Raw genomic sequence first — 17,773 nt, 5'->3', positions numbered from 1 at the left:
CCCCGCCCCGGGTGCGGGCTATAGTCGCCAGTGTGCCTGGCCTGTTTACCGCTCTGGCGGTTTGTTCAACGCCGGGTTCTCAGCCGGATGAGTCTCGAATGAGAGTGCGCCGTCCGCTCAAGGTGCTTTTCTACTGCAATGTGCTGATTGTCGGCCTGTTGCTGGGTTACAAGGCCTATCTGAATCTGATGCTGTCGGACTTCGTGGCGGAGCACACCACTCAGGTCGAGGCGATTCAGGCGCGGCTGGAGGGGCGGGACAGTTTCAGCTTTGCGGTGGTGGGCAATATCAATAACTCCGTCGGCATTTTCGAGCGGCGGATCATTCCCCTGCTGAATGCCTCGGGGGTCGACTTTATGGTTTCCGCGGGCAATGCGGTCAGTGGCGGCGGCGAGGACAAGTACCGGGCGCTGCACGGTAGCCTGGGCCACCTGCAGATGCCCTACCTGCTGACCTTTGCCGCCCATGAGTATGAAGAGTTCGGCAGCTACCGTTTCTACGAGCATTTCGGCCCGCATTTCTTCAGTTTCCGTGCCGGCGCACGCCGCTTTATCTTTCTCGACAGCACCGGCAAGACGCCCTGGCGCTGGCAGATTCTCTGGCTCAAGGAGCTGTTGGGGCAGGGCGATGCGCAGCAGGTGTTTCTCTTCACCGGCAAGCCGCTACTGCCTGGCGAGCCGATTGCCCGCTCTGCCGAGGCGCAGGATTATCTGCAGCCGGCGGCGTTTCGCGAGGCGCTGCTGGAGCTGATCGATCGACACGCGGTTGCGGCGGTGTTTGCCGCCGAGGTGCCGCTGTTTTCCGAACAGCACCGCGGCCGCACCCGCTTTATCGCCACTGGCGGGGCGGGTGGCCTGTTGCTGAATGAGCCCGCCAGTTTTCCCCATTATGTGCAGGTGTCCGTGACCGCCCAGGGCATCGACACCCGCCTGCAGCGTCTGGAGGAGGGGCAGCATCCGCTGTTCAAACGGATCGAGAACCTGTGGCTGTTTATCTATTCGCTGTTCTATGTGAGCTACCTGAACTTCATTCTGCTGGTCAGCGCCCTGATCATCGCCGCGATCAAGCTCTATGCCCTGGCCTTCGCCGAGCGCGACTATTACCCGAACTTCGATCTGGACCCTTCGCCCTGGGTCGACAGGCCGCTGCGGGTGGCCATGTTCAGCAACAACTACCTGCCGTTTATCGGCGGCGTGCCGGTTTCGATCGAGCGCTTGCGGCGTGGGCTGGAAGCCCTGGGAAACGCCGTGCTGCTGGTCGTGCCGGGTTATCGCGAGCAGCCGCGCGAGGAGGCTTGTGTGCTCAGGGTGCCGTCGCTGCTGGCCATGGGCGAGAGGCGCGAATTTCGCCTGGCCAATATTTTCCTGGGCCGCATCGGCCAGGCCGTCAGGGCCTTTCGCCCCGACCTGATACACCTGCACCATCCGTTCTGGCTCGGTTCGCTGGGCCTGTTGCTGGCCCATCGTCTGCGCGTGCCTGCGGTTTTTACCTACCACACCCGGCTGGAGCACTATGCCCACTTCGTGCCGCTGCCGGGCATGCTGTTTCGCAACCTGATCTCCCATGCGCTGATCAAGCGCTTCGCCAACAAGTGCGAGGCAGTGATAGTGCCGACTTACTCGGCCGAAGAGTATCTGCGCATGATCGGTGTGAAACAGCCGATCTTCGTTCAGCCCACGGGCATCGATTTCCAGCGCTTCCAGGCGGTGACGACGGCGCAGGTCGAGCAGCTCAGGCAGACGCTGGGCATTGGCGAGGAGCAGGTTCTGCTCAGTGTTTCTCGCCTGTCCAATGAAAAGAACATCGACTTTATGATCGATGCGCTCGCCAGTCTGCGCGAGCAGAGCGCGCGCCCCTGGGTCTTGCTGATGATCGGCGACGGGCCGCAGCGCGAGCGGCTGCAGGCACGTATCGACGCGCTGCACCTTGGCCGCCACGTCCGTCTGCTCGGTGCGGTAGCGCCCGAACAGATGGCCCTGTATTACCGCCTGGGCGAGCTGTTTATCTTCGCCTCCAAGTCGGAGACCCAGGGCATGGTGATCCTCGAGGCCATGGCCGCGGGGTTGCCGGTGGTGGCGGTGCGCTCCAGTGGTATCGATGATGTGATCAGGCAGGGCTACAACGGCTTCAAGACCGCGGAAAAGCAGGCCCCGTGGTGCGCGCGAGTGATCCAGCTGCTGGACGATGAGCGACTGCGCGGCGAGATGTCCGAGCACGCCCTGCTGGTGGCGGCGGAGCATTCCATCGACAAGTTCGCCGAAGGGGTCAAGGAGGTTTACGGCACGGTCATGGCCGCCTCGCGGGAGCAGGGCGATCGCTGGCGCTGATGGATGGCTGCGTTACTCGGCGCAGGTCTACAGCCGGCCTTCGCGACGCAGGCGGCGCAGCACCCAGTGGCGGTAACCCCAGGACAGCATGGGCTTGAGGCCGGGCAGGCCGACTAGCCAGGCCAGCGGACGCAGGAGTGGGATGCGCGCCATCAGCAGGATATAGGCGTCCAGCTCACGGTGGATGCGGCCCTGGGCGTCTTCGACGTGGAGTTCGGTGAGCGCCAGGTAAGGGTCGATACCGGCGGCACGCAGCTGTTCTTCCTTACCGCTGATATCTAGCCACTCCACGCTGTCGTCGCCCCGGGCGCGGAGCTTTTCGTAACGCCTGCGGTCGACCACGCAGCGCGGGCAGGCACCGTCGTAATAGACCTTGAGTCGGGCCATGGGGCTGGCCTGGTGGTGGGCTTATCAGCAGTTTAGAACAGCAGCGCGTGCCCCTCGTCAGGACGAGGAGGGGCGCGGCGGTTTAGATCAGGTCGGCCCACAGGTCGTATTCGTCGGCATCGACGATGCGCACGCGGACCTTGTCGCCAGGCTTGACCGCTGTACTGGCGATAAACACGCTGCCGTCGATCTCCGGAGCATCGGCGTAGCAGCGGGCGACTGCGCCCTGGTCGTCGACTTCATCGATCAGCACGTCCATTTCCTTGCCGACTTTCAGCTGCAGGCGGGCGGTACTGATGGCCTGCTGGTGCGCCATAAAGCGGTCCCAGCGGTCCTGTTTGACGTCGTCCGGTACCACGTCCAGGTCCAGGTCGTTGGCCGGTGCGCCTTCCACCGGGCTGTACTGGAAGCAGCCGACGCGGTCGAGTTGGGCTTCGCTCAGCCAGTCGAGCAGGTACTGGAAGTCTTCCTCGGTTTCTCCGGGGAAGCCGACGATAAAGGTCGAGCGGATGGTCAGTTCCGGACAGATCTCGCGCCAGTTCTTGATCCGCGCCAGGGTCTTGTCTTCGAAGGCCGGGCGCTTCATGGCCTTGAGCACTTTCGGGCTGGCGTGCTGGAAGGGGATATCCAGATACGGCAGGATCTTGCCGGCGGCCATCAGCGGGATCAGTTCGTCGACGTGGGGGTAGGGGTAGACGTAGTGCAGACGCACCCAGATGCCCATGCTCGACAGCGCTTCGCAGAGTTCGGTCATGCGGGTTTTCACCGGCTGGCCGTTCCAGAAGTCGGTCTTGTACTTCATATCGACGCCGTAGGCGCTGGTATCCTGGCTGATCACCAGCAGCTCCTTGACCCCAGCCTTGACCAGGCGCTCGGCTTCGCTGAGCACTTCGCCGACCGGGCGGCTGACCAGCTTGCCGCGCATCGAGGGGATGATGCAGAAGCTGCAGCTGTGGTTGCAGCCTTCGGAAATCTTCAGGTAGGCGTAGTGGCGCGGGGTCAGCTTGATGCCCTGTGGCGGCACCAGGTCGATCAGCGGATTGTGCTCCTTGCTCGGCGGCACCACTTCATGCACGGCGTTGAGCACCTGCTCGTACTGCTGCGGGCCGGTCACCGACAGCACGCTGGGGTGCACCTTGCGGATCGCACCTTCTTCCACACCCATGCAGCCGGTGACGATGACCTTGCCGTTCTCGGCCAGGGCTTCACCTATCACTTCCAGGGATTCGGCCTTGGCGCTGTCGATAAAGCCACAGGTATTGACCACCACCACATCGGCGTCCTGATAGGTCGGCACCACTTCGTAACCTTCCATGCGCAACTGGGTCAGGATACGTTCGGAATCGACCAGGGCCTTGGGGCATCCGAGACTTACAAACCCCACTTTGGGTGTGGTAGTTGACATTGGGCTTACCTCATCGGGTGCTCTGTGTGGCACCGCTGATCAAAAAGTGCGCAATTCTAGCGGCGCTTGGTGAGATTATCCAGTGTCGTGGATAGCGTGATGTGCCCAGCGTGACAGTAAACTTTCTCGGATGGATCAATCTGCGCCGCCAATACTGTGAAAGATGGTGCACCCCCGGTGTTGGGCTATCGCTCAACGGGTGATTTGGGCTGATATTGGCCGGCCACGATCAGCAGTCGACCGGAGCAGCCGTCCGATGAGGGTGCCTTTCGACCCGAAAGGGATGCTTGGCTCCGTCTACGAAACTGGCGTCGATTCACTGCGATACTTCTTGTCATTCACCCAGCGGTAGCGGTTCGGATCTTTTGCCAGTAAGGACGCTCTCATGGTTTCGCGCCTGGCCTTGTCCGCCCGAAGGAAGATGCCTCGTAGTTCGGTGTCGATGCTCTGTTTGCTGGCACCGCGCTCCTCAGCCTTGGCGTACCAGTCATGCCCCTCCACACAGTTGCCTAGCTCCATGCACACTGCGCCTAGCAAAGTGCATGGACGGAAGTTCCGCGGCTGTAACTCATGCCCCTGCTTGCCGAGCTGAAGAGCTTCGTTACGCCGGCCCAGGTCGCGCATGACCCCGCCGCGGGTGGTGCACATCGCTGAGTGGATCTTGGGGTGTTTAAAGCGATTGGTCGGTACGCTGGCGAGTAGTTCGAGTGCAGATTCTGGCTGATCGCACTTTCTATAGTGACCACTGGCGTTGATTGCGTTCCACGGGTCCTGAGTTCGGCGGTACTGATTGCCACAGAATTCGGCCTCGCGCAGGTGGTAGGCCTTCCGCAGTTCCTTAGTGAAATGGTCTTGGACCTCAGTGTTGAGCCAAACAAAGTCGTCATCGGCCAGTCGGTTGCCGGAGTCGATGCTCTGGAGGATGTCCATCATCCGTGGCAACAAAGACTGATCAATGACGAAAATCCCGTATTTCCTGCACAGGATGTATGCGGGATCGCTTTCGCGAGCAATGCGGGCGACCTCGGCAGCCTCACGCCGGAGTCTTTGTGCCTCGGCCTGCTCAAGGCGAGCTGCTTCGGCAGCGGCCCGTGCGACCTCAACTGCATCGATGTCCGAAATATAGGACTCGTAGGTGACTTGGCCAATGGCCAGTTCATACAATCTAAGAAACCCTTTGACCTTGAGATAGTTGAGATAGGCTGCTGCAAGCGGACGCCCTTGATAGAGAGCGTCCAGGATATTGCTAAACGGAGAGATGACCGCTTTAGGGTGGTCCACACGGAAGTGACGGGCAATGTCTCGGGGCGTCGGGGCTATGTAATCGGGGTCGCGCATACGAGTTTTGTACGCTGCTTCAGCCGCTTCACGATTAAGGTTGCATTGCATTGCCCACGTAGCTTCATAGGCGATGCGAGCTTCATCAGCGGCCTTGCGCTCATGATCGGACTGGGCCTTCTGCGCTGCAGCGCGTCTAATACGAGCAGCCTTTTCGGCTTCGATCTTACGCTGGCCCTCAATATGCCACGCACGCTCCTGGGCTAAACGATCTGCCTTCTTAGCTTGGTGTTCTGCTTTGGCAGCCTGCTCACGAGCTACTAAAGCCGGATCCAAAGCTGCGATGAAGCCCTCGTAGGTAATCTGGCCAGTCGCCAGTTGATAAAGCTCATTGAGGTTCTGTTGCTGCAGATAGTTCAGCGACAGTGAGGTGAGGTGCTGCCCACGAAATATGCTTTCGAGAATATTGCTCAGGCGAGTAGCGGGAATTGTTGCGCCAGTAATGTGGCTGACGCAGAAGTGGCATGCGATATCGTGGAGAGTTGGGCGATTCAATTCCATAAAAGGGAGAGTCCGTTCCAGCTTGGGTAACCTGACTCGGATTCTCTCACAAGCTTTAGAGGTCCGCTTATGGCCGAGGCTGTGTAAAAACGTTTCTGGACGGGCTTTGCGGCCAAACCAGAACGAAAAGCGCGCTTCCATGCAAAATTTGGGTCTGCTGACTAACCAAGTTTTTGCAGATTTTACGTAGCAACGCAGACCTCAGAACAGCGACTGCGTTTTTACACAGCCTGGGCCGATTGTTCCCGCTTACGCGAGTTAATAACTCGTCAGGTGTTATGCCACTAAAAAGGCCCGATACCGCAGGTGTTGCCTGCGCTATCGGGCCTTTTTAGTGTCTACAGATTTTTGTATAGATCAACTAACGCTAGGGCAACCGAGGCTGACGAAACCGACTTTCGGCGTGGCGGGGGTGGACATGGGGGTAACCTCGGGCGTGTACGGATGGATGCCGGGCGCTGGCTGCGCCTCTGATCAAAAAGTGCGCAATTCTAGCGGTGGCGCAGGCAATTGACCAGCACTTGCGGGTCTGTAGAAAGATGCTCGCCTATGGGTACCCTTCGCGCCGCTCAAGTGACCTCGAGTAATCGACTCATAGGGTGTCACTCGACGAAGGCGGTGCACCGTGGTTTATCGGTGCGGTAAAAAGCTGGCGGGCTGTCGCAGCGCTCCGAGGGGCACCTCCCGGTGCTCCCCTCCGAGCGTTTGTATGAAGGCGGCGATCAGTCCCTGTGCGGCAGAATGCGCAGCAAGGTGTTGTCGTGGCTTATAAAGTGATGGAACAGGCCGGCGACTGCGTGCAGGCCGATCAACCAGTAGCCGGCGACTCCGACCCATTCGTGCCATTCCTTTATGGTGCCGGCGAGCTTGGGCGTTTTTTCGACCAGCGCCGGCAGTTCGAGGCCAAAGAAGGGGATGGGCTTGCCGGCCGCGCTGAGGATCAGCCATCCGGCCAGTGGCGCGCCGATCATCAGGGCGTAGAGCGCCAGGTGCATGATCTGCGCGGGCAGGTTTTGCCAGGCGGGCAGGGCGGGTTTGATCTTCGGTGTCGGGGCAGCGAAGCGCGTCAGTAGACGCAGCCAGACCAGCGCAAATACCGCCATGCCGAGCATAAAGTGCCACTGTTTAAGCAGCTCGCGGGTATCGCTGCCTTTGGGGAAGCTGCCTTTGAGTTCGATACAGGCATACAGGCCTGCGATCAGCACCAGCATCAGCCAGTGCAGGGTGATCGATAGACTGCCATAACGCGTGTCGGTGTTTTTCCAGGACATGGTGATGCGGCTCCGCTGCTGTTGGGTTTGAACAGCGCAAGCATAGGCATCTGAAACTTAAGCTTTGCTGAGCGGAAGCGATGTTCGCGCCTGGAAACCAGAATGGCGGAAAACAAAAAGGCCACTCGATTGAGTGGCCTTTCTGGATATCTGGTTGCGGGAGCCGGATTTGAACCGACGACCTTCGGGTTATGAGCCCGACGAGCTACCAGACTGCTCCATCCCGCGCCGGCCATTCTATATAGAATTCGACATCTGTCAATAAAATAGTTCTGTTTAATCAATCGCTTAAGTTTTGCGGAGGGCTAAAGCAAAAAAGGCCACTCGATTGAGTGGCCTTTTTTGAGTATCTGGTTGCGGGAGCCGGATTTGAACCGACGACCTTCGGGTTATGAGCCCGACGAGCTACCAGACTGCTCCATCCCGCGCCGGCCATTCTATACAGAAATGCTCTTCTGTCAATGGATTGTTGCTTTTTAATCAATAACTTAAATGATGAGGGCGCAGAAACAGAAAAGGCCACTCGATTGAGTGGCCTTTCTGGGTATCTGGTTGCGGGAGCCGGATTTGAACCGACGACCTTCGGGTTATGAGCCCGACGAGCTACCAGACTGCTCCATCCCGCGGTCGCCATTGTAGCGGCATAAACCATCCTGTCAACCTGCCGGGTGAGCAAAGTGTTTTTTATTCAGATGCTTAGCCATGCAGACGAGGCGGCCGGCGCTTATCGCCTGGTGTCGCTCGCCCGGCCGGGCTGGCGACTTTAAACTGTCCATAGCCCGTATTCGGCATAGCTCCTGGATGCATTGTTGGGCTAGAGTTCCGAGCCATTTTATGGAGCAAGCCCATGAGTCGTGAATGCAAAGCCTGTGGCGCACAGGTAACCGATCAGGCGACGACCTGCCCGAGTTGCGGCACTGCCCTGGCCGCGAAGATGAAGTTACTGCCATTGGCGGCCTTTATGCTGATCGTCATCCTGGTTATCCAGTCCTATATAAATAAGGACGAGGATGGCTCGGTCGCCGTAGAACCTGCCGCACCGACCAGCTCGGCCGAGCAGTAGGGCGCGCCTGCGGACCATGGCGAGCCGGAAGATCATCCACGTCGATTGCGACTGTTTCTATGCCGCCATCGAGATGCGCGACGATCCCGCCCTGGCGGGCAAGCCGCTGGCGGTGGGCGGCTCGGCGGACAGGCGTGGGGTGATTGCCACCTGCAACTATGAGGCGCGCGCCTATGGCGTGCGTTCGGCCATGGCGTCCGGGCAGGCCTTGAAGCTGTGCCCGGATCTGTTGATCGTCAAACCGCGGATGGATGCCTACAAGGCGGTATCGCGGGAGATCCAGGCGATCTTTCGCGAGTACACCGAGCTGATCGAGCCGTTGTCGCTGGATGAGGCCTATCTGGATGTGACGGACTGCCCGCATTTTTCCGGCAGCGCCACGCGTATCGCCCAGGATATCCGTCGGCGGGTGTCCCAGGACCTGCATATCACCGTCTCGGCCGGGGTGGCTCCGAACAAGTTCCTGGCGAAGATCGCCAGCGACTGGAAAAAACCCAACGGCCTGTTTGTGATCACCCCGGAGCAGGTCGAGGATTTCGTCGCCGCCTTGCCCGTCAATAAGCTGCATGGCGTCGGCAAGGTCACCGGGGACAAGCTCGGTCGCCTGGGGATTCGCACCTGCAGCGACCTGCGCGAGTGGAACAAGCTGGCCTTGGTCAGGGAATTCGGCAGTTTTGGCGAGCGCTTGTGGGGCTTGGCCCGGGGGATCGACGAGCGTGCGGTGCAAACCGACAGTCGCCGGCAGAGCCTCAGCGTGGAACATACCTACGACAAGGATCTGGCGGATCTGCCCGCGTGCCTCGAGCAGTTGCCACAGCTGCTCGCCGAGCTGGACCGACGCATGGCACGGCTGGACCCGAGTTACCGGCCGGACAAACCCTTCGTCAAAATCAAGTTCCACGATTTCAGCCAGACCACCCTGGAGCAGGCCGGGGCCCGGCGCGATCTACACAGTTATCAACTGCTGATGAGTGCGGCCTTTGCCCGTGGCAACAAGCCGGTGCGGCTGCTCGGGGTGGGGGTGCGCCTGCATGATTTGCGCGGTCACCATGAGCAGCTGGAGCTGTTTGCACCCTAGGGTGGAGATGCCGCAGGCTTGTCCACCTTGAGGCTGATGTGGCGCTTCTTCTTCTGTGGCGCGCGCGGCGCACCCTACGCATCGGTTGGGCTCAGCTGCCTTCAGGCCAGAGCCGGATCGGCTTGCCTGCGGCCGGCCACAGCTGCAGCTGACCGATATCGTTGAAGTCCCAGCGCTGGACCTGGCCCAGGCTCTCGAGAAAGCGCGCTTCCTGTTCCATCAATGCCTCTGCGCACATCTTACGGGTGCTGCCGGCGGCGCTGAAGCCGAGCTTATCGCCATCCAGCTGGTAGCCGGCGAACCAGTGGTTGCAGCCGGCGTTGCCATAGGCGCGGCCGTCGTCGCCGAAGGTGATGGTCAGGTGGCTGCGGTCGATCAGCGGGCGTTCGCCGATCCATTCCACCTGATAACTGTGTTCGGTTTGCAGCTGCGGCGCTGTAGCGGCGCAGCCGAGCAGGCTGGCGGCCAGCAGGCCGCTGGCGAGTACGGGTTTCATGCAACCTCCTTGTCGATGCACTTCGGGCACAGGTGCCGGTTGTTCTGTTTGCGCCAGCCGAGTTCATTGATGCGTGCTTCGGCGGCCGGAGCCTGGGCTTTCTTGCCGAGGGCCGCATCCACGGCGAATTCGAAATCCAGTTGCGCCTGGCAGCTGTCGCAATTGACCTGCCAGTTGAAGATTGCCAGCTCGCCGAAGACCGGGCCGGTGGCCACCGCCACCCATTGACCGCGGGGGTTTATCAGGTGGCGGACCTTCTCGGCGTGCAGGCGCATGGACAGCTCGCGGCTGCCCTTGAGGGTCACCAGCAGGTCGTCGCCACTCTGGATCGAGCCGCCGTTGCCGGTGACCTGGTAGCGGCCGGGTGCCAGTGCGCGGCATTCAATCAGGGTGTGTTCGGGGTTGAGCAGGTTGTAGCGAAAGTCGTGTTCGGCCATGAGTCCTCCAGAGGGGCGCAAATGCTATCACGTGGTGGCGTGCACCAGATTGATCGGCGTGCCGGCCAGCCAGGCGGCGATATTGTCGCGGGTGGTGGCGGCAATCGCGGCCAGGGCTTCGTGGGTGAGGAAAGCCTGGTGCGCGGTGATCAGTACATTGGGGAAACTCAGCAACCGCGCCAGCACATCGTCCTGCAGCGGTTGGTCGGAATGGTCTTCATAGAACAGCTCGGCTTCCTCTTCATAGACATCCAGACCCAGATAGCCCAGCTGGCCGCTTTTCAGCGCGCCGATCAGCGCCGGGGTGTCGATCAGTGCGCCGCGCCCGGTGTTGATCAGCATCACCCCGGCTTTCATCTGCTGCAGGCGCGGGGCATTGATCAGGTGGTGAGTAGCGGCGTTGAGCGGGCAGTGCAGGCTGATGATGTCGCTGCACTCGATCAGCTCGTCGAGTTCGACCTGGCGCGCGCCGAGGTCTGCCAGGTTGGCGACGGAGCGGGGGTCGTTGATCAGCAACTGGCAGCCGAAGCCGGCCATGATCCGGGCGAAGGTCAGGCCGATCTGGCCGGCACCGACGATGCCGACGCTTTTGCCGTGCAGGTCGAAACCGGTCAGGCCGTGCAGCGAGAAGTCGCCCTCGCGGGTGCGGTTGAAGGCGCGGTGGGTGCGGCGGTTGAGGGTCAGGATCAGGGCCAGGGCATGTTCGGCCACGGCGTGGGGCGAATAGGCCGGCACCCTGACGACGCAGAGGCCAAGCTGCTCGGCGACGGACAGGTCGATATGGTTGTAGCCGGCCGAGCGCAGGGCGATCAGCCGTGTGCCGCCGGCGGCCAGACGCCTGAGCACTGGTGCGCTGAGTTCGTCATTGATAAAGGCGCAGACGACCTCGCAGCCTGCGGCCAGGTCGGCGCTGTCCTGACGCAGGTGCGCTTCCTGGAAGTTCACTTGCCAGTCGTCGGGCAGGTTGGCGGCCAGAAAGCTCTGCTGGTCGTAGGCTTTGCTGCTGAACAGGATCATGCGCATGGCGATTTTCCGGGGTGGCGATGGGTCAGACGCTGACGCTGGCTTCGCTGGCCAGGCGCTCGATGGCGGCGTCGAGTTCGTCGAGGGCCTGATTGGCCGCTGGATCGTTCTGTTTCAGCAGGGTTTCGCTGCGCTGGCAGGCGGCGCGCAATTGCGGCACGCCACAGTAGCGGGTGGCCCCATGCAGGCGATGCACGCGTTCGATCAGCGCGCTGCGTTCGCCGGCCTGGCGCGCCTGGCGGATGGCCTGGCGGTCTGTCGGCAGGCCGGCCAGCAGCATGTTCAGCATATCGGCGGCCAGGTCGGGTTTGCCGGCGGCCAGGCGCAGGCCCTCGGCGGCATCGAGGACGCTGAGGTCGCAGCGTGGGCCGCTTTCGCTCGGCTGTTCGACGGCCTGATTGCGCAATGCCAGGCCGGTCCACTTGAGCACCACCTGGGCCAGCTGACGTTCGCTGATGGGCTTGGTCAGGTAGTCGTCCAGGCCGCTTTGCAGCAGGGCGCGCTTCTCGTTGGCCAGGGCGTGGGCGGTGAGGGCGACGATGGGCACCGGGCTCTGGCCGCGCTCGCTTTCCACCTGACGGATCGCTTCGGTGGCCTGGCGACCGTCCATGCCCGGCATCTGTACATCCATAAAGATCAGGTCGAAGACCTGCAGCTTGGCTTTGTCCAGGGCCTCGTAACCGCTGCTGGCGGTGCTGACGGTTGCCCCCATGTCTTCCAGCAGGGTGTGCACCAGCAGCAGGTTGGCCGGGTTGTCGTCGACGCAGAGGATCAGTGGCGGGCGGCTGGGGGGGCTGTTCTGCGGTTCGGCGCGGGCATGCCGGGGGCTGATCAGCTCCGCCAGGGCGCGCTGCAGCTTGCGGGTGCAGGCCGGCTTGGCCTGCAGCTGGCTGTAGGCGTTGGGCAGCAGGCTGTGGTACAGCGTCTGCTCGGTGGTGGGGCAGAGCACCAGGGCCTTGCAGTTGACGCGGTCCAGGTCCCAGATGTACTGGCCGAGCCGCTCCGGTGGCAAGGCCTGGGTGCTGACGCCGAGCACCGCCAGTTCGATCGGCTGCTCGGTGTGGCACGCGGCGCTGACGGCGGCGAACAAGCTGTCGAGGCTGTCGAAGGCGCTGACCTGCAGACCGCAATCCTCCAGCTGGTGCTGCAGGGCCTGGCGGGCCAGTTCGTGGCTTTCCAACAGTGCGGCGCGGCGGCCCAGCAGCGGCGCGCGCGGCAGGTCTTCGGCATCGTCGCGGGCCTTGGGCAGGCTCAGGCTGATCCAGAACTCCGAGCCTTCGTCGGGGGTGCTGTCGACGCCGATCTCGCCGCCCATCTGCTCGATCAGGCGCTTGGAAATCACCAGGCCCAGACCAGTGCCGCCGGCCTGGCGCGACAGCGAATTGTCGGCCTGGCTGAAGGCCTGGAACAGTTCGCCCAGGTCCTCGTCGGACAGGCCGATGCCGGTGTCCTGCACGCTGATGCGCAGTTGCGCGCGGTCGGGGGTTTCGTCCTCGAGCATGGCGCGCAGGACGATGCTGCCTTCGCGGGTGAACTTGATGGCGTTGCTGACCAGGTTGGTCAGTACCTGCTTGAGTCGCAGCGGATCGCCAATCAGTGACAGCGGGGTGTCGCGGTAGACCAGGCTGAGCAGTTCCAGCTGCTTTTCGTGGGCGGCGGGGGCGAGGATGGTCAGGGTGTCCTGGAGCAGGTCGCGCAGGTTGAAGGGGATATTTTCCAGTACCAGCTTGCCGGCTTCGATCTTGGAGAAGTCGAGGATCTCGTTGATGATCGCCAGCAGGTTGTCGGCGGATTTCTCGATGGTGCCCAGGTAATCCTGCTGGCGCGGGCTCAGCTCGCCTTTCTGCAGCAGGTTGGTGAAGCCGAGGATGCCGTTGAGCGGGGTGCGGATCTCATGGCTCATATTGGCCAGGAACTCGGACTTGATCCGGCTGGCCTCCAGGGCTTCCTTGCGCGCCAGGTCCAGCTCGATGTTCTGGATTTCGATGGTTTCCAGGTTATGCCGCACATCCTCGGTGGCCTGGTCGACGCTCTGCTGCAACTCGTCCTGGGCGTTCTGCAGGGACTCGGCCATGCGGTTGATGCCCGAGGCCAGCTCGTCCAGTTCATGGCTGCCGAGGGGCGGCAGGCGGGTTTGCAGGTTGCCATCCTTGAGCTGGGCAACGCCATGTTTGATCTGCCGCAGCGGGTCGTTGATGGTGCGGCTCATGCGCACCGCCAGCAGGGCGGTGACCGCCAGGCCGGTGGCAATCAGCAGCAGGCTGGCCAGCAGGCTACGGTAGCCGCTGAGCAGGGTGCTGTGGTGCGACAGCTCGAGCTCGACCCAGCCCAGCAGGTTGTTGCCATTATCGCCGACGGCTTCGCCGGTCAGGCTCAGGTGCTGCTCGAATACCGGCAGGAGGAAACGCGTGGCGTCCTGGCTGCTGTGTTGCGCGGCGAGCAAGCTGCCGCCGTTGGGTACGCCGTTGAGCATGCGCGGGCCGGCGTGGGCCAGGGTCGTGCGTTCGCTGGCGAGAAAGCTCACGGCGCGCACGTCCGGTTGCTCCAGCGCCTGGGTGGCGATGCGCTGCAGCAGGATGCCGTCGCCGCGCTGCAAGGCGGGGGCGGCCAGGGGCGCGAGCTGTTCGGTGATCATCTGTCCGCGTTGCAGCAGCTGGGCCTGCAGGGCGGACAGCTGCACCCAGGTGAAATAGCCGCCCAGCACCAGTGCCAGCAGGCTGGTGGGCAGCAGGGTGAGCATGAGTACGCGGCCTTTGATGCCTAAATCCTTTAACACACGCTGCCTCCTTGGATGATGTCTCGGCAGTGTAGCGATTCGGCCGGCGAGAATCTGTAGGTGAGTGCGGCGCAGTTAGTAGGTAGAATTATTCTCATTAGCCTCGGTGATTTTCTCGTGCTCAGGTGTAACCGTCCCGCCGCGCGGACTCTTGCGGTTGAAGATGATCCTCTGCGGGCCAGCCATGTGCAGCAGCACCTGCTGGGCAGCGGTTACTGCGTCACCCTCTGCGGCGTTTGCGTGAGCGTGAAGCGAGCGCTGCGCTGCTGCTGGACGCTGAGTTGCAGCCGCTTGGCAGCCAGGCGTTGACCCTGAGGCAGCGTGAGCGCCTGACCTTTATGCGCCAACTGGACTGGCCGATGAGCCGCCGCTCGAGCGAGCTGCCTTATATAGACATTCCCTTTGCCAACGTTGGTGGGCATCTGGTTATTCAGCTGCCCGAACGTTTTCGCCCCTGGGAATATCGCCAAGCCCTGTTATGGCTGACCCGCAGGGATGTTGGCGTTACTGTTCTGCATGGGTCTTTACCGGGTATTGATTGCCCCGCTGGTGCGTTTGCGCGATCGTTCCCATGAGCTGCGCACCCCGCTCAGCTGTCTGCGGGTCGCCGCCGAGGGTGGGCTGCAAGGCCAAAGCCTTACGCAGCGGGTGATGCATGAGGTGCAGCTGATGCAGCGGCTGGTCGACGATACGCTGGAGCTGGCCTGGCTGGATACCGAGCGCCCGCGGTTGGCCGCCGAGCCGGTGGATCTGGAGGCGCTCTGGGACATGTTGTGCGAACGCGCCTGTTTTGAAAGTGACTGGGAGCCCGAGCGCCTGGTGTATGCCGTCGCGCCGGGCTGTCATCTATCCTGCAACCTTAACGCCCTGGCCCTGGCGTTGGAGAACATCCTGCGCAATGCCATCCGCTATTCGCCCGAGGCCGGGCTGATCCGCCTCTGCGGGCAGGCGCAGGCGGATGAATGGCACCTGTGGCTGGAAGACCAGGGGCCAGGTGTACCGCAGCAGTTGGCGCAGATATTTCTACCCGTCACCCGCCTCAACGGAGCCCGGCCGGGTGACGGTGGCTTTGGCCTGGGACTGAGCATCGCGCGCAGCGCCATCGACGGGCAGGGCGGACGTATGTACGCCGAAAACGCCCATCCGGGTTTACGCATCTACCTGCATTTACCCGCGGCCTGAGGCTGTGGGTGCGACTGCCGTTATGGCTGCCGCCGGTTTGCCGTTATCATGGGTGCCTTCTTTGCCTATGGATCGCCACGTTCGCCATGAGCCTGCAATACCCCACTATCGCCGATTGCATCGGCAACACCCCGCTGGTGCGCTTGCAGCGCCTGCCGGGTAACACCAGCAATACCCTGTTGCTGAAGCTGGAAGGCAATAATCCGGCGGGTTCGGTAAAGGACCGCCCGGCGCTGTCGATGATCAATCGCGCCGAGTTGCGCGGCGATATCCACCCCGGCGACGTGTTGATCGAGGCCACATCCGGCAACACCGGTATCGCCCTGGCCATGGCGGCGGCGATCAAGGGCTACCGGATGATCCTGATCATGCCGGACAACTCCACCGCCGAACGCAAGGCGGCGATGAGCGCCTATGGTGCCGAGTTGATCCTGGTGGGCGGCATGGAGGAGGCCCGCGACCTGGCCCTGCAGATGCAGGCCGATGGTAAAGGCAAGGTGCTCGACCAGTTCGCCAATGGCGACAACCCCGAGGCCCATTACCGCGGCACCGGCCCGGAAATCTGGCAGCAGACAGGCGGCGAAATCACCCACTTCATCAGCTCCATGGGCACCACCGGCACCATCATGGGTGTGTCGCGTTTCTTGAAGGAACAGAATCCCGAGGTGCAGATCGTCGGTCTGCAGCCGATGGAAGGCGCTGCGATTCCCGGTATCCGCCGTTGGCCCCAGGAATACCTGCCGAAAATCTATCAGGCCGAGCGGGTCGATCACATCATCGATATGGGCCAGCAGGAAGCCGAAGAGGTGATGCGCCGTCTGGCGCGCGAGGAAGGCATCTTCTGTGGAGTGTCCTCCGGCGGTTCGGTGGCGGCCATGCTGCGTTTGTCCCGGGAAGTCGAGAACGCGGTGATGGTGGCGATCATCTGCGACCGTGGCGACCGTTACCTGTCCAGTGGCGTTTACGACGCGCCGAGCACTGATGGCCAGAGCAACTGATGGCCAAGAAAGACGGCGGTCTGCGCTTTCAACCCAGCGGTGGTTCCCGTGCAACCCAGGTGCCGGTGGGCAAGAAGCAGAAACTGGCGATCGAACGCCTGGCGGGCGATGGTCGGGGCATCGGTTTCAGCGAAGGGCGTACCTGGTTCGTCAGCGGCGCGCTGGCCGGCGAGCAGATCGAGGCGCGGGTACTCGGTGCACATGGCAAGGTGGTCGAGGCGCGGGTCGAGCGGATTCTCACCGCCAGCGCCGAACGCCGCAGTGAGGCCTGCGCTCATGCCAAGGTCTGTGGTGGCTGCAGCCTGCAGCATATGCCCCATGCCGATCAGCTTGCCCTGAAACAGCGCATGCTCGGCGAGCAGTTGAGCCGTCTGGCCAACCTTGAGCCGCGCGAATGGGCAGAGCCTTTGGTTGGCCCGGAGCTGGGCTATCGCCGCCGCGCACGTATCGCCGTGCGCTGGGACAACAAGGCCAAGCGCCTGGCTGTCGGCTTCCGCGCCGTCGCCAGCCAGGACATCATCGCCATCGACGATTGCCCGGTTCTGGTACAGCCCTTGCAGCCGATCCTGCGTGCGCTGCCCCAGGTTTTGCGTGAGCTGGATAAACCCCAGTCCATTGGTCATGTCGAGTTGTTCAGCGGCAGCAGCAGTGCTGTGCTGATACGGCATACTGCTGCATTGAGCGAGGCGGATCTGGCCCGTTTGCAGGCGTTCTGCACTGAGCAGGATGCGCAGCTGTGGTTGCACGGCAGTGCCGAGCCGCAGCCGTTTGATCCGGCGCAGCAGCTGAGCTATCGCCTGGATGCGTTTGATCTCGACCTGGCTTACCGGCCCGGCGATTTTGTTCAGGTCAACCAGCCGGTCAACGATGCCATGGTTGCGCAGGCCCTGGAGTGGCTCGCGCCGCAGGCCGATGAGCGGGTGCTGGATCTGTTCTGTGGCCTGGGCAATTTCGCCCTGCCGCTGGCCCAGCGGGTGCAGGAGCTGGTGGCGGTGGAGGGGGTGCAGGCCATGGTCGAGCGCGCCGCTGAGAATGCCGCACACAACGGTCTGGGCAATGCGCACTTTTTTCAGGCCGATCTGTCCAACCCGCTGGCCGGGGCTGACTGGGCGCAGGGCGGCTTTGCCGCGGTGCTGCTCGACCCGCCGCGCGATGGTGCGTTGGCGGTGGTCCGTCAGGTGGCCGAGCTGGGCGTCAAGCGGGTGCTCTATGTTTCGTGCAACCCGACGACCCTGGCCCGCGACAGCGCCGAGTTGCAGGCGTTGGGTTATCGGCTGGAACGGGCCGGTATCCTCGACATGTTTCCGCAAACCGCGCACGTCGAAGCGATGGCGCTGTTTGTAAGGCAGTAGATGAACGCACATGGGTGAGCTGGAAAAGTGCTTGGTTTTACCGCTTAGGCCCTATCCATGTGCAGCAGGGGCGTACAGGACGTACACCTTAAAGTGGTCAAACTGACCAGCCCGTAGACGGCTGGTGACTGTTCGGCGT

The 17,773-nt window shown here is 62.3% G+C and carries 15 protein-coding genes and 3 tRNA genes; 7 read left to right on the top strand and 11 right to left on the bottom strand.

The genetic code is table 11. From position 1 onward, the window contains the following. The first annotated feature begins 98 nt into the window (after positions 1-98). Positions 99-2,327 carry a glycosyltransferase gene (locus tag AACY13_RS16785; RefSeq protein WP_339462724.1) on the top strand — a complete coding sequence of 743 codons (2,229 nt, stop codon included), beginning with the start codon at positions 99-101 and terminating at the stop codon, positions 2,325-2,327. Positions 2,328-2,354: 27 nt separating this feature from the next. Here the strand turns inward: AACY13_RS16785 and AACY13_RS16780 are convergent, their stop codons facing one another. The 7 genes from AACY13_RS16780 to AACY13_RS16750 form a co-directional block, all read right to left on the bottom strand. Beyond that, positions 2,355-2,714 carry a thiol-disulfide oxidoreductase DCC family protein gene (locus AACY13_RS16780; RefSeq protein ID WP_339462723.1) on the bottom strand — a complete coding sequence of 120 codons (360 nt, stop codon included), beginning with the start codon at positions 2,712-2,714 and terminating at the stop codon, positions 2,355-2,357. An 82-nt stretch (positions 2,715-2,796) separates the two neighbouring features. Next, on the bottom strand, positions 2,797-4,119 hold the full coding sequence (gene rimO, locus AACY13_RS16775) for a 30S ribosomal protein S12 methylthiotransferase RimO (protein WP_339462722.1): 1,323 nt from the start codon (positions 4,117-4,119) through the stop codon (positions 2,797-2,799). A gap of 297 nt (positions 4,120-4,416) precedes the next feature. Then, positions 4,417-5,958, bottom strand: coding sequence for a hypothetical protein (locus AACY13_RS16770; protein ID WP_339462721.1), 1,542 nt, complete (start codon positions 5,956-5,958; stop codon positions 4,417-4,419). Between the two features lie 722 nt (positions 5,959-6,680). Beyond that, entirely contained in the window at positions 6,681-7,229 is a 549-nt protein-coding gene (locus AACY13_RS16765; protein ID WP_339462720.1) for a cytochrome b, read from the bottom strand. A gap of 151 nt (positions 7,230-7,380) precedes the next feature. After that, positions 7,381-7,457 (bottom strand) — tRNA-Met (locus AACY13_RS16760). A 123-nt stretch (positions 7,458-7,580) separates the two neighbouring features. Further along, positions 7,581-7,657 (bottom strand) — tRNA-Met (locus tag AACY13_RS16755). Between the two features lie 121 nt (positions 7,658-7,778). Next, positions 7,779-7,855: transfer RNA gene (locus AACY13_RS16750), tRNA-Met, on the bottom strand. A 221-nt stretch (positions 7,856-8,076) separates the two neighbouring features. Between AACY13_RS16750 and AACY13_RS16745 the strand changes: the two genes are divergently transcribed. Both AACY13_RS16745 and dinB read left to right on the top strand, forming a co-directional pair. Next, a complete protein-coding gene (locus tag AACY13_RS16745; protein ID WP_339462719.1) occupies positions 8,077-8,292 on the top strand; it encodes a zinc ribbon domain-containing protein in 216 nt (71 codons plus the stop codon). Positions 8,293-8,308: 16 nt separating this feature from the next. After that, the gene (gene dinB / locus AACY13_RS16740) at positions 8,309-9,370 is read left to right on the top strand and encodes a DNA polymerase IV (protein WP_339462718.1); all 1,062 of its coding nucleotides are present in this window, start codon (positions 8,309-8,311) and stop codon (positions 9,368-9,370) included. Positions 9,371-9,461: 91 nt separating this feature from the next. On the opposite strand, the gene AACY13_RS16735 is transcribed toward dinB, so the two are convergent. The 4 genes from AACY13_RS16735 to AACY13_RS16720 are packed head-to-tail and all read right to left on the bottom strand — an operon-like array spanning position 9,462 to position 14,102. Continuing rightward, positions 9,462-9,866, bottom strand: coding sequence for an META domain-containing protein (locus AACY13_RS16735; protein WP_339462717.1), 405 nt, complete (start codon positions 9,864-9,866; stop codon positions 9,462-9,464). Then, on the bottom strand, positions 9,863-10,303 hold the full coding sequence (locus tag AACY13_RS16730; protein ID WP_339462716.1) for a hypothetical protein: 441 nt from the start codon (positions 10,301-10,303) through the stop codon (positions 9,863-9,865). The genes AACY13_RS16735 and AACY13_RS16730 overlap by 4 nt, the downstream gene beginning before the upstream one ends. A gap of 27 nt (positions 10,304-10,330) precedes the next feature. Then, positions 10,331-11,326, bottom strand: a complete 996-nt coding sequence (locus tag AACY13_RS16725; RefSeq protein ID WP_339462715.1) for a 2-hydroxyacid dehydrogenase — start codon at positions 11,324-11,326, stop codon at positions 10,331-10,333. A gap of 25 nt (positions 11,327-11,351) precedes the next feature. After that, on the bottom strand, positions 11,352-14,102 hold the full coding sequence (locus AACY13_RS16720) for a response regulator (RefSeq protein WP_339462714.1): 2,751 nt from the start codon (positions 14,100-14,102) through the stop codon (positions 11,352-11,354). Between the two features lie 236 nt (positions 14,103-14,338). Between AACY13_RS16720 and AACY13_RS16715 the strand changes: the two genes are divergently transcribed. The 4 genes from AACY13_RS16715 to rlmD all read left to right on the top strand — a co-directional run bounded on the left by AACY13_RS16715 (position 14,339) and on the right by rlmD (position 17,634). After that, positions 14,339-14,677, top strand: coding sequence for a histidine kinase sensor domain-containing protein (locus AACY13_RS16715; RefSeq protein ID WP_339462713.1), 339 nt, complete (start codon positions 14,339-14,341; stop codon positions 14,675-14,677). Then, complete coding sequence (locus AACY13_RS16710; protein ID WP_339462712.1) at positions 14,598-15,284, top strand: sensor histidine kinase; 687 nt, start codon at positions 14,598-14,600, stop codon at positions 15,282-15,284. The genes AACY13_RS16715 and AACY13_RS16710 overlap by 80 nt, the downstream gene beginning before the upstream one ends. A gap of 86 nt (positions 15,285-15,370) precedes the next feature. Next, positions 15,371-16,282, top strand: coding sequence for a cysteine synthase CysM (cysM, locus tag AACY13_RS16705; RefSeq protein ID WP_339462711.1), 912 nt, complete (start codon positions 15,371-15,373; stop codon positions 16,280-16,282). Next, the gene (gene rlmD / locus AACY13_RS16700) at positions 16,282-17,634 is read left to right on the top strand and encodes a 23S rRNA (uracil(1939)-C(5))-methyltransferase RlmD (RefSeq protein WP_339462710.1); all 1,353 of its coding nucleotides are present in this window, start codon (positions 16,282-16,284) and stop codon (positions 17,632-17,634) included. The genes cysM and rlmD overlap by 1 nt, the downstream gene beginning before the upstream one ends. Positions 17,635-17,773 lie beyond the last annotated feature (139 nt).

The sequence above is a fragment of the Pseudomonas sp. EA_105y_Pfl2_R69 genome (assembly GCF_963970915.1).
In the GTDB taxonomy this organism is placed as follows: domain Bacteria; phylum Pseudomonadota; class Gammaproteobacteria; order Pseudomonadales; family Pseudomonadaceae; genus Aquipseudomonas.
This window is presented reverse-complemented; position numbering and strand designations above follow the sequence as displayed.

Excerpts from the sequence above, each read along its gene's own strand:
- AACY13_RS16785 (WP_339462724.1), top strand. The coding sequence starts at position 99 with ATGAGAGTGCGCCGTCCGCTCAAGGTGCTTTTCTACTGCAATGTGCTG.
- AACY13_RS16780 (WP_339462723.1), bottom strand. The coding sequence starts at position 2,714 with ATGGCCCGACTCAAGGTCTATTACGACGGTGCCTGCCCGCGCTGCGTG.
- rimO (WP_339462722.1), bottom strand. The coding sequence starts at position 4,119 with ATGTCAACTACCACACCCAAAGTGGGGTTTGTAAGTCTCGGATGCCCC.
- AACY13_RS16770 (WP_339462721.1), bottom strand. The coding sequence starts at position 5,958 with ATGGAATTGAATCGCCCAACTCTCCACGATATCGCATGCCACTTCTGC.
- AACY13_RS16765 (WP_339462720.1), bottom strand. The coding sequence starts at position 7,229 with ATGTCCTGGAAAAACACCGACACGCGTTATGGCAGTCTATCGATCACC.
- AACY13_RS16745 (WP_339462719.1), top strand. The coding sequence starts at position 8,077 with ATGAGTCGTGAATGCAAAGCCTGTGGCGCACAGGTAACCGATCAGGCG.
- dinB (WP_339462718.1), top strand. The coding sequence starts at position 8,309 with ATGGCGAGCCGGAAGATCATCCACGTCGATTGCGACTGTTTCTATGCC.
- AACY13_RS16735 (WP_339462717.1), bottom strand. The coding sequence starts at position 9,866 with ATGAAACCCGTACTCGCCAGCGGCCTGCTGGCCGCCAGCCTGCTCGGC.
- AACY13_RS16730 (WP_339462716.1), bottom strand. The coding sequence starts at position 10,303 with ATGGCCGAACACGACTTTCGCTACAACCTGCTCAACCCCGAACACACC.
- AACY13_RS16725 (WP_339462715.1), bottom strand. The coding sequence starts at position 11,326 with ATGCGCATGATCCTGTTCAGCAGCAAAGCCTACGACCAGCAGAGCTTT.
- AACY13_RS16710 (WP_339462712.1), top strand. The coding sequence starts at position 14,598 with ATGTTGGCGTTACTGTTCTGCATGGGTCTTTACCGGGTATTGATTGCC.
- cysM (WP_339462711.1), top strand. The coding sequence starts at position 15,371 with ATGAGCCTGCAATACCCCACTATCGCCGATTGCATCGGCAACACCCCG.
- rlmD (WP_339462710.1), top strand. The coding sequence starts at position 16,282 with ATGGCCAAGAAAGACGGCGGTCTGCGCTTTCAACCCAGCGGTGGTTCC.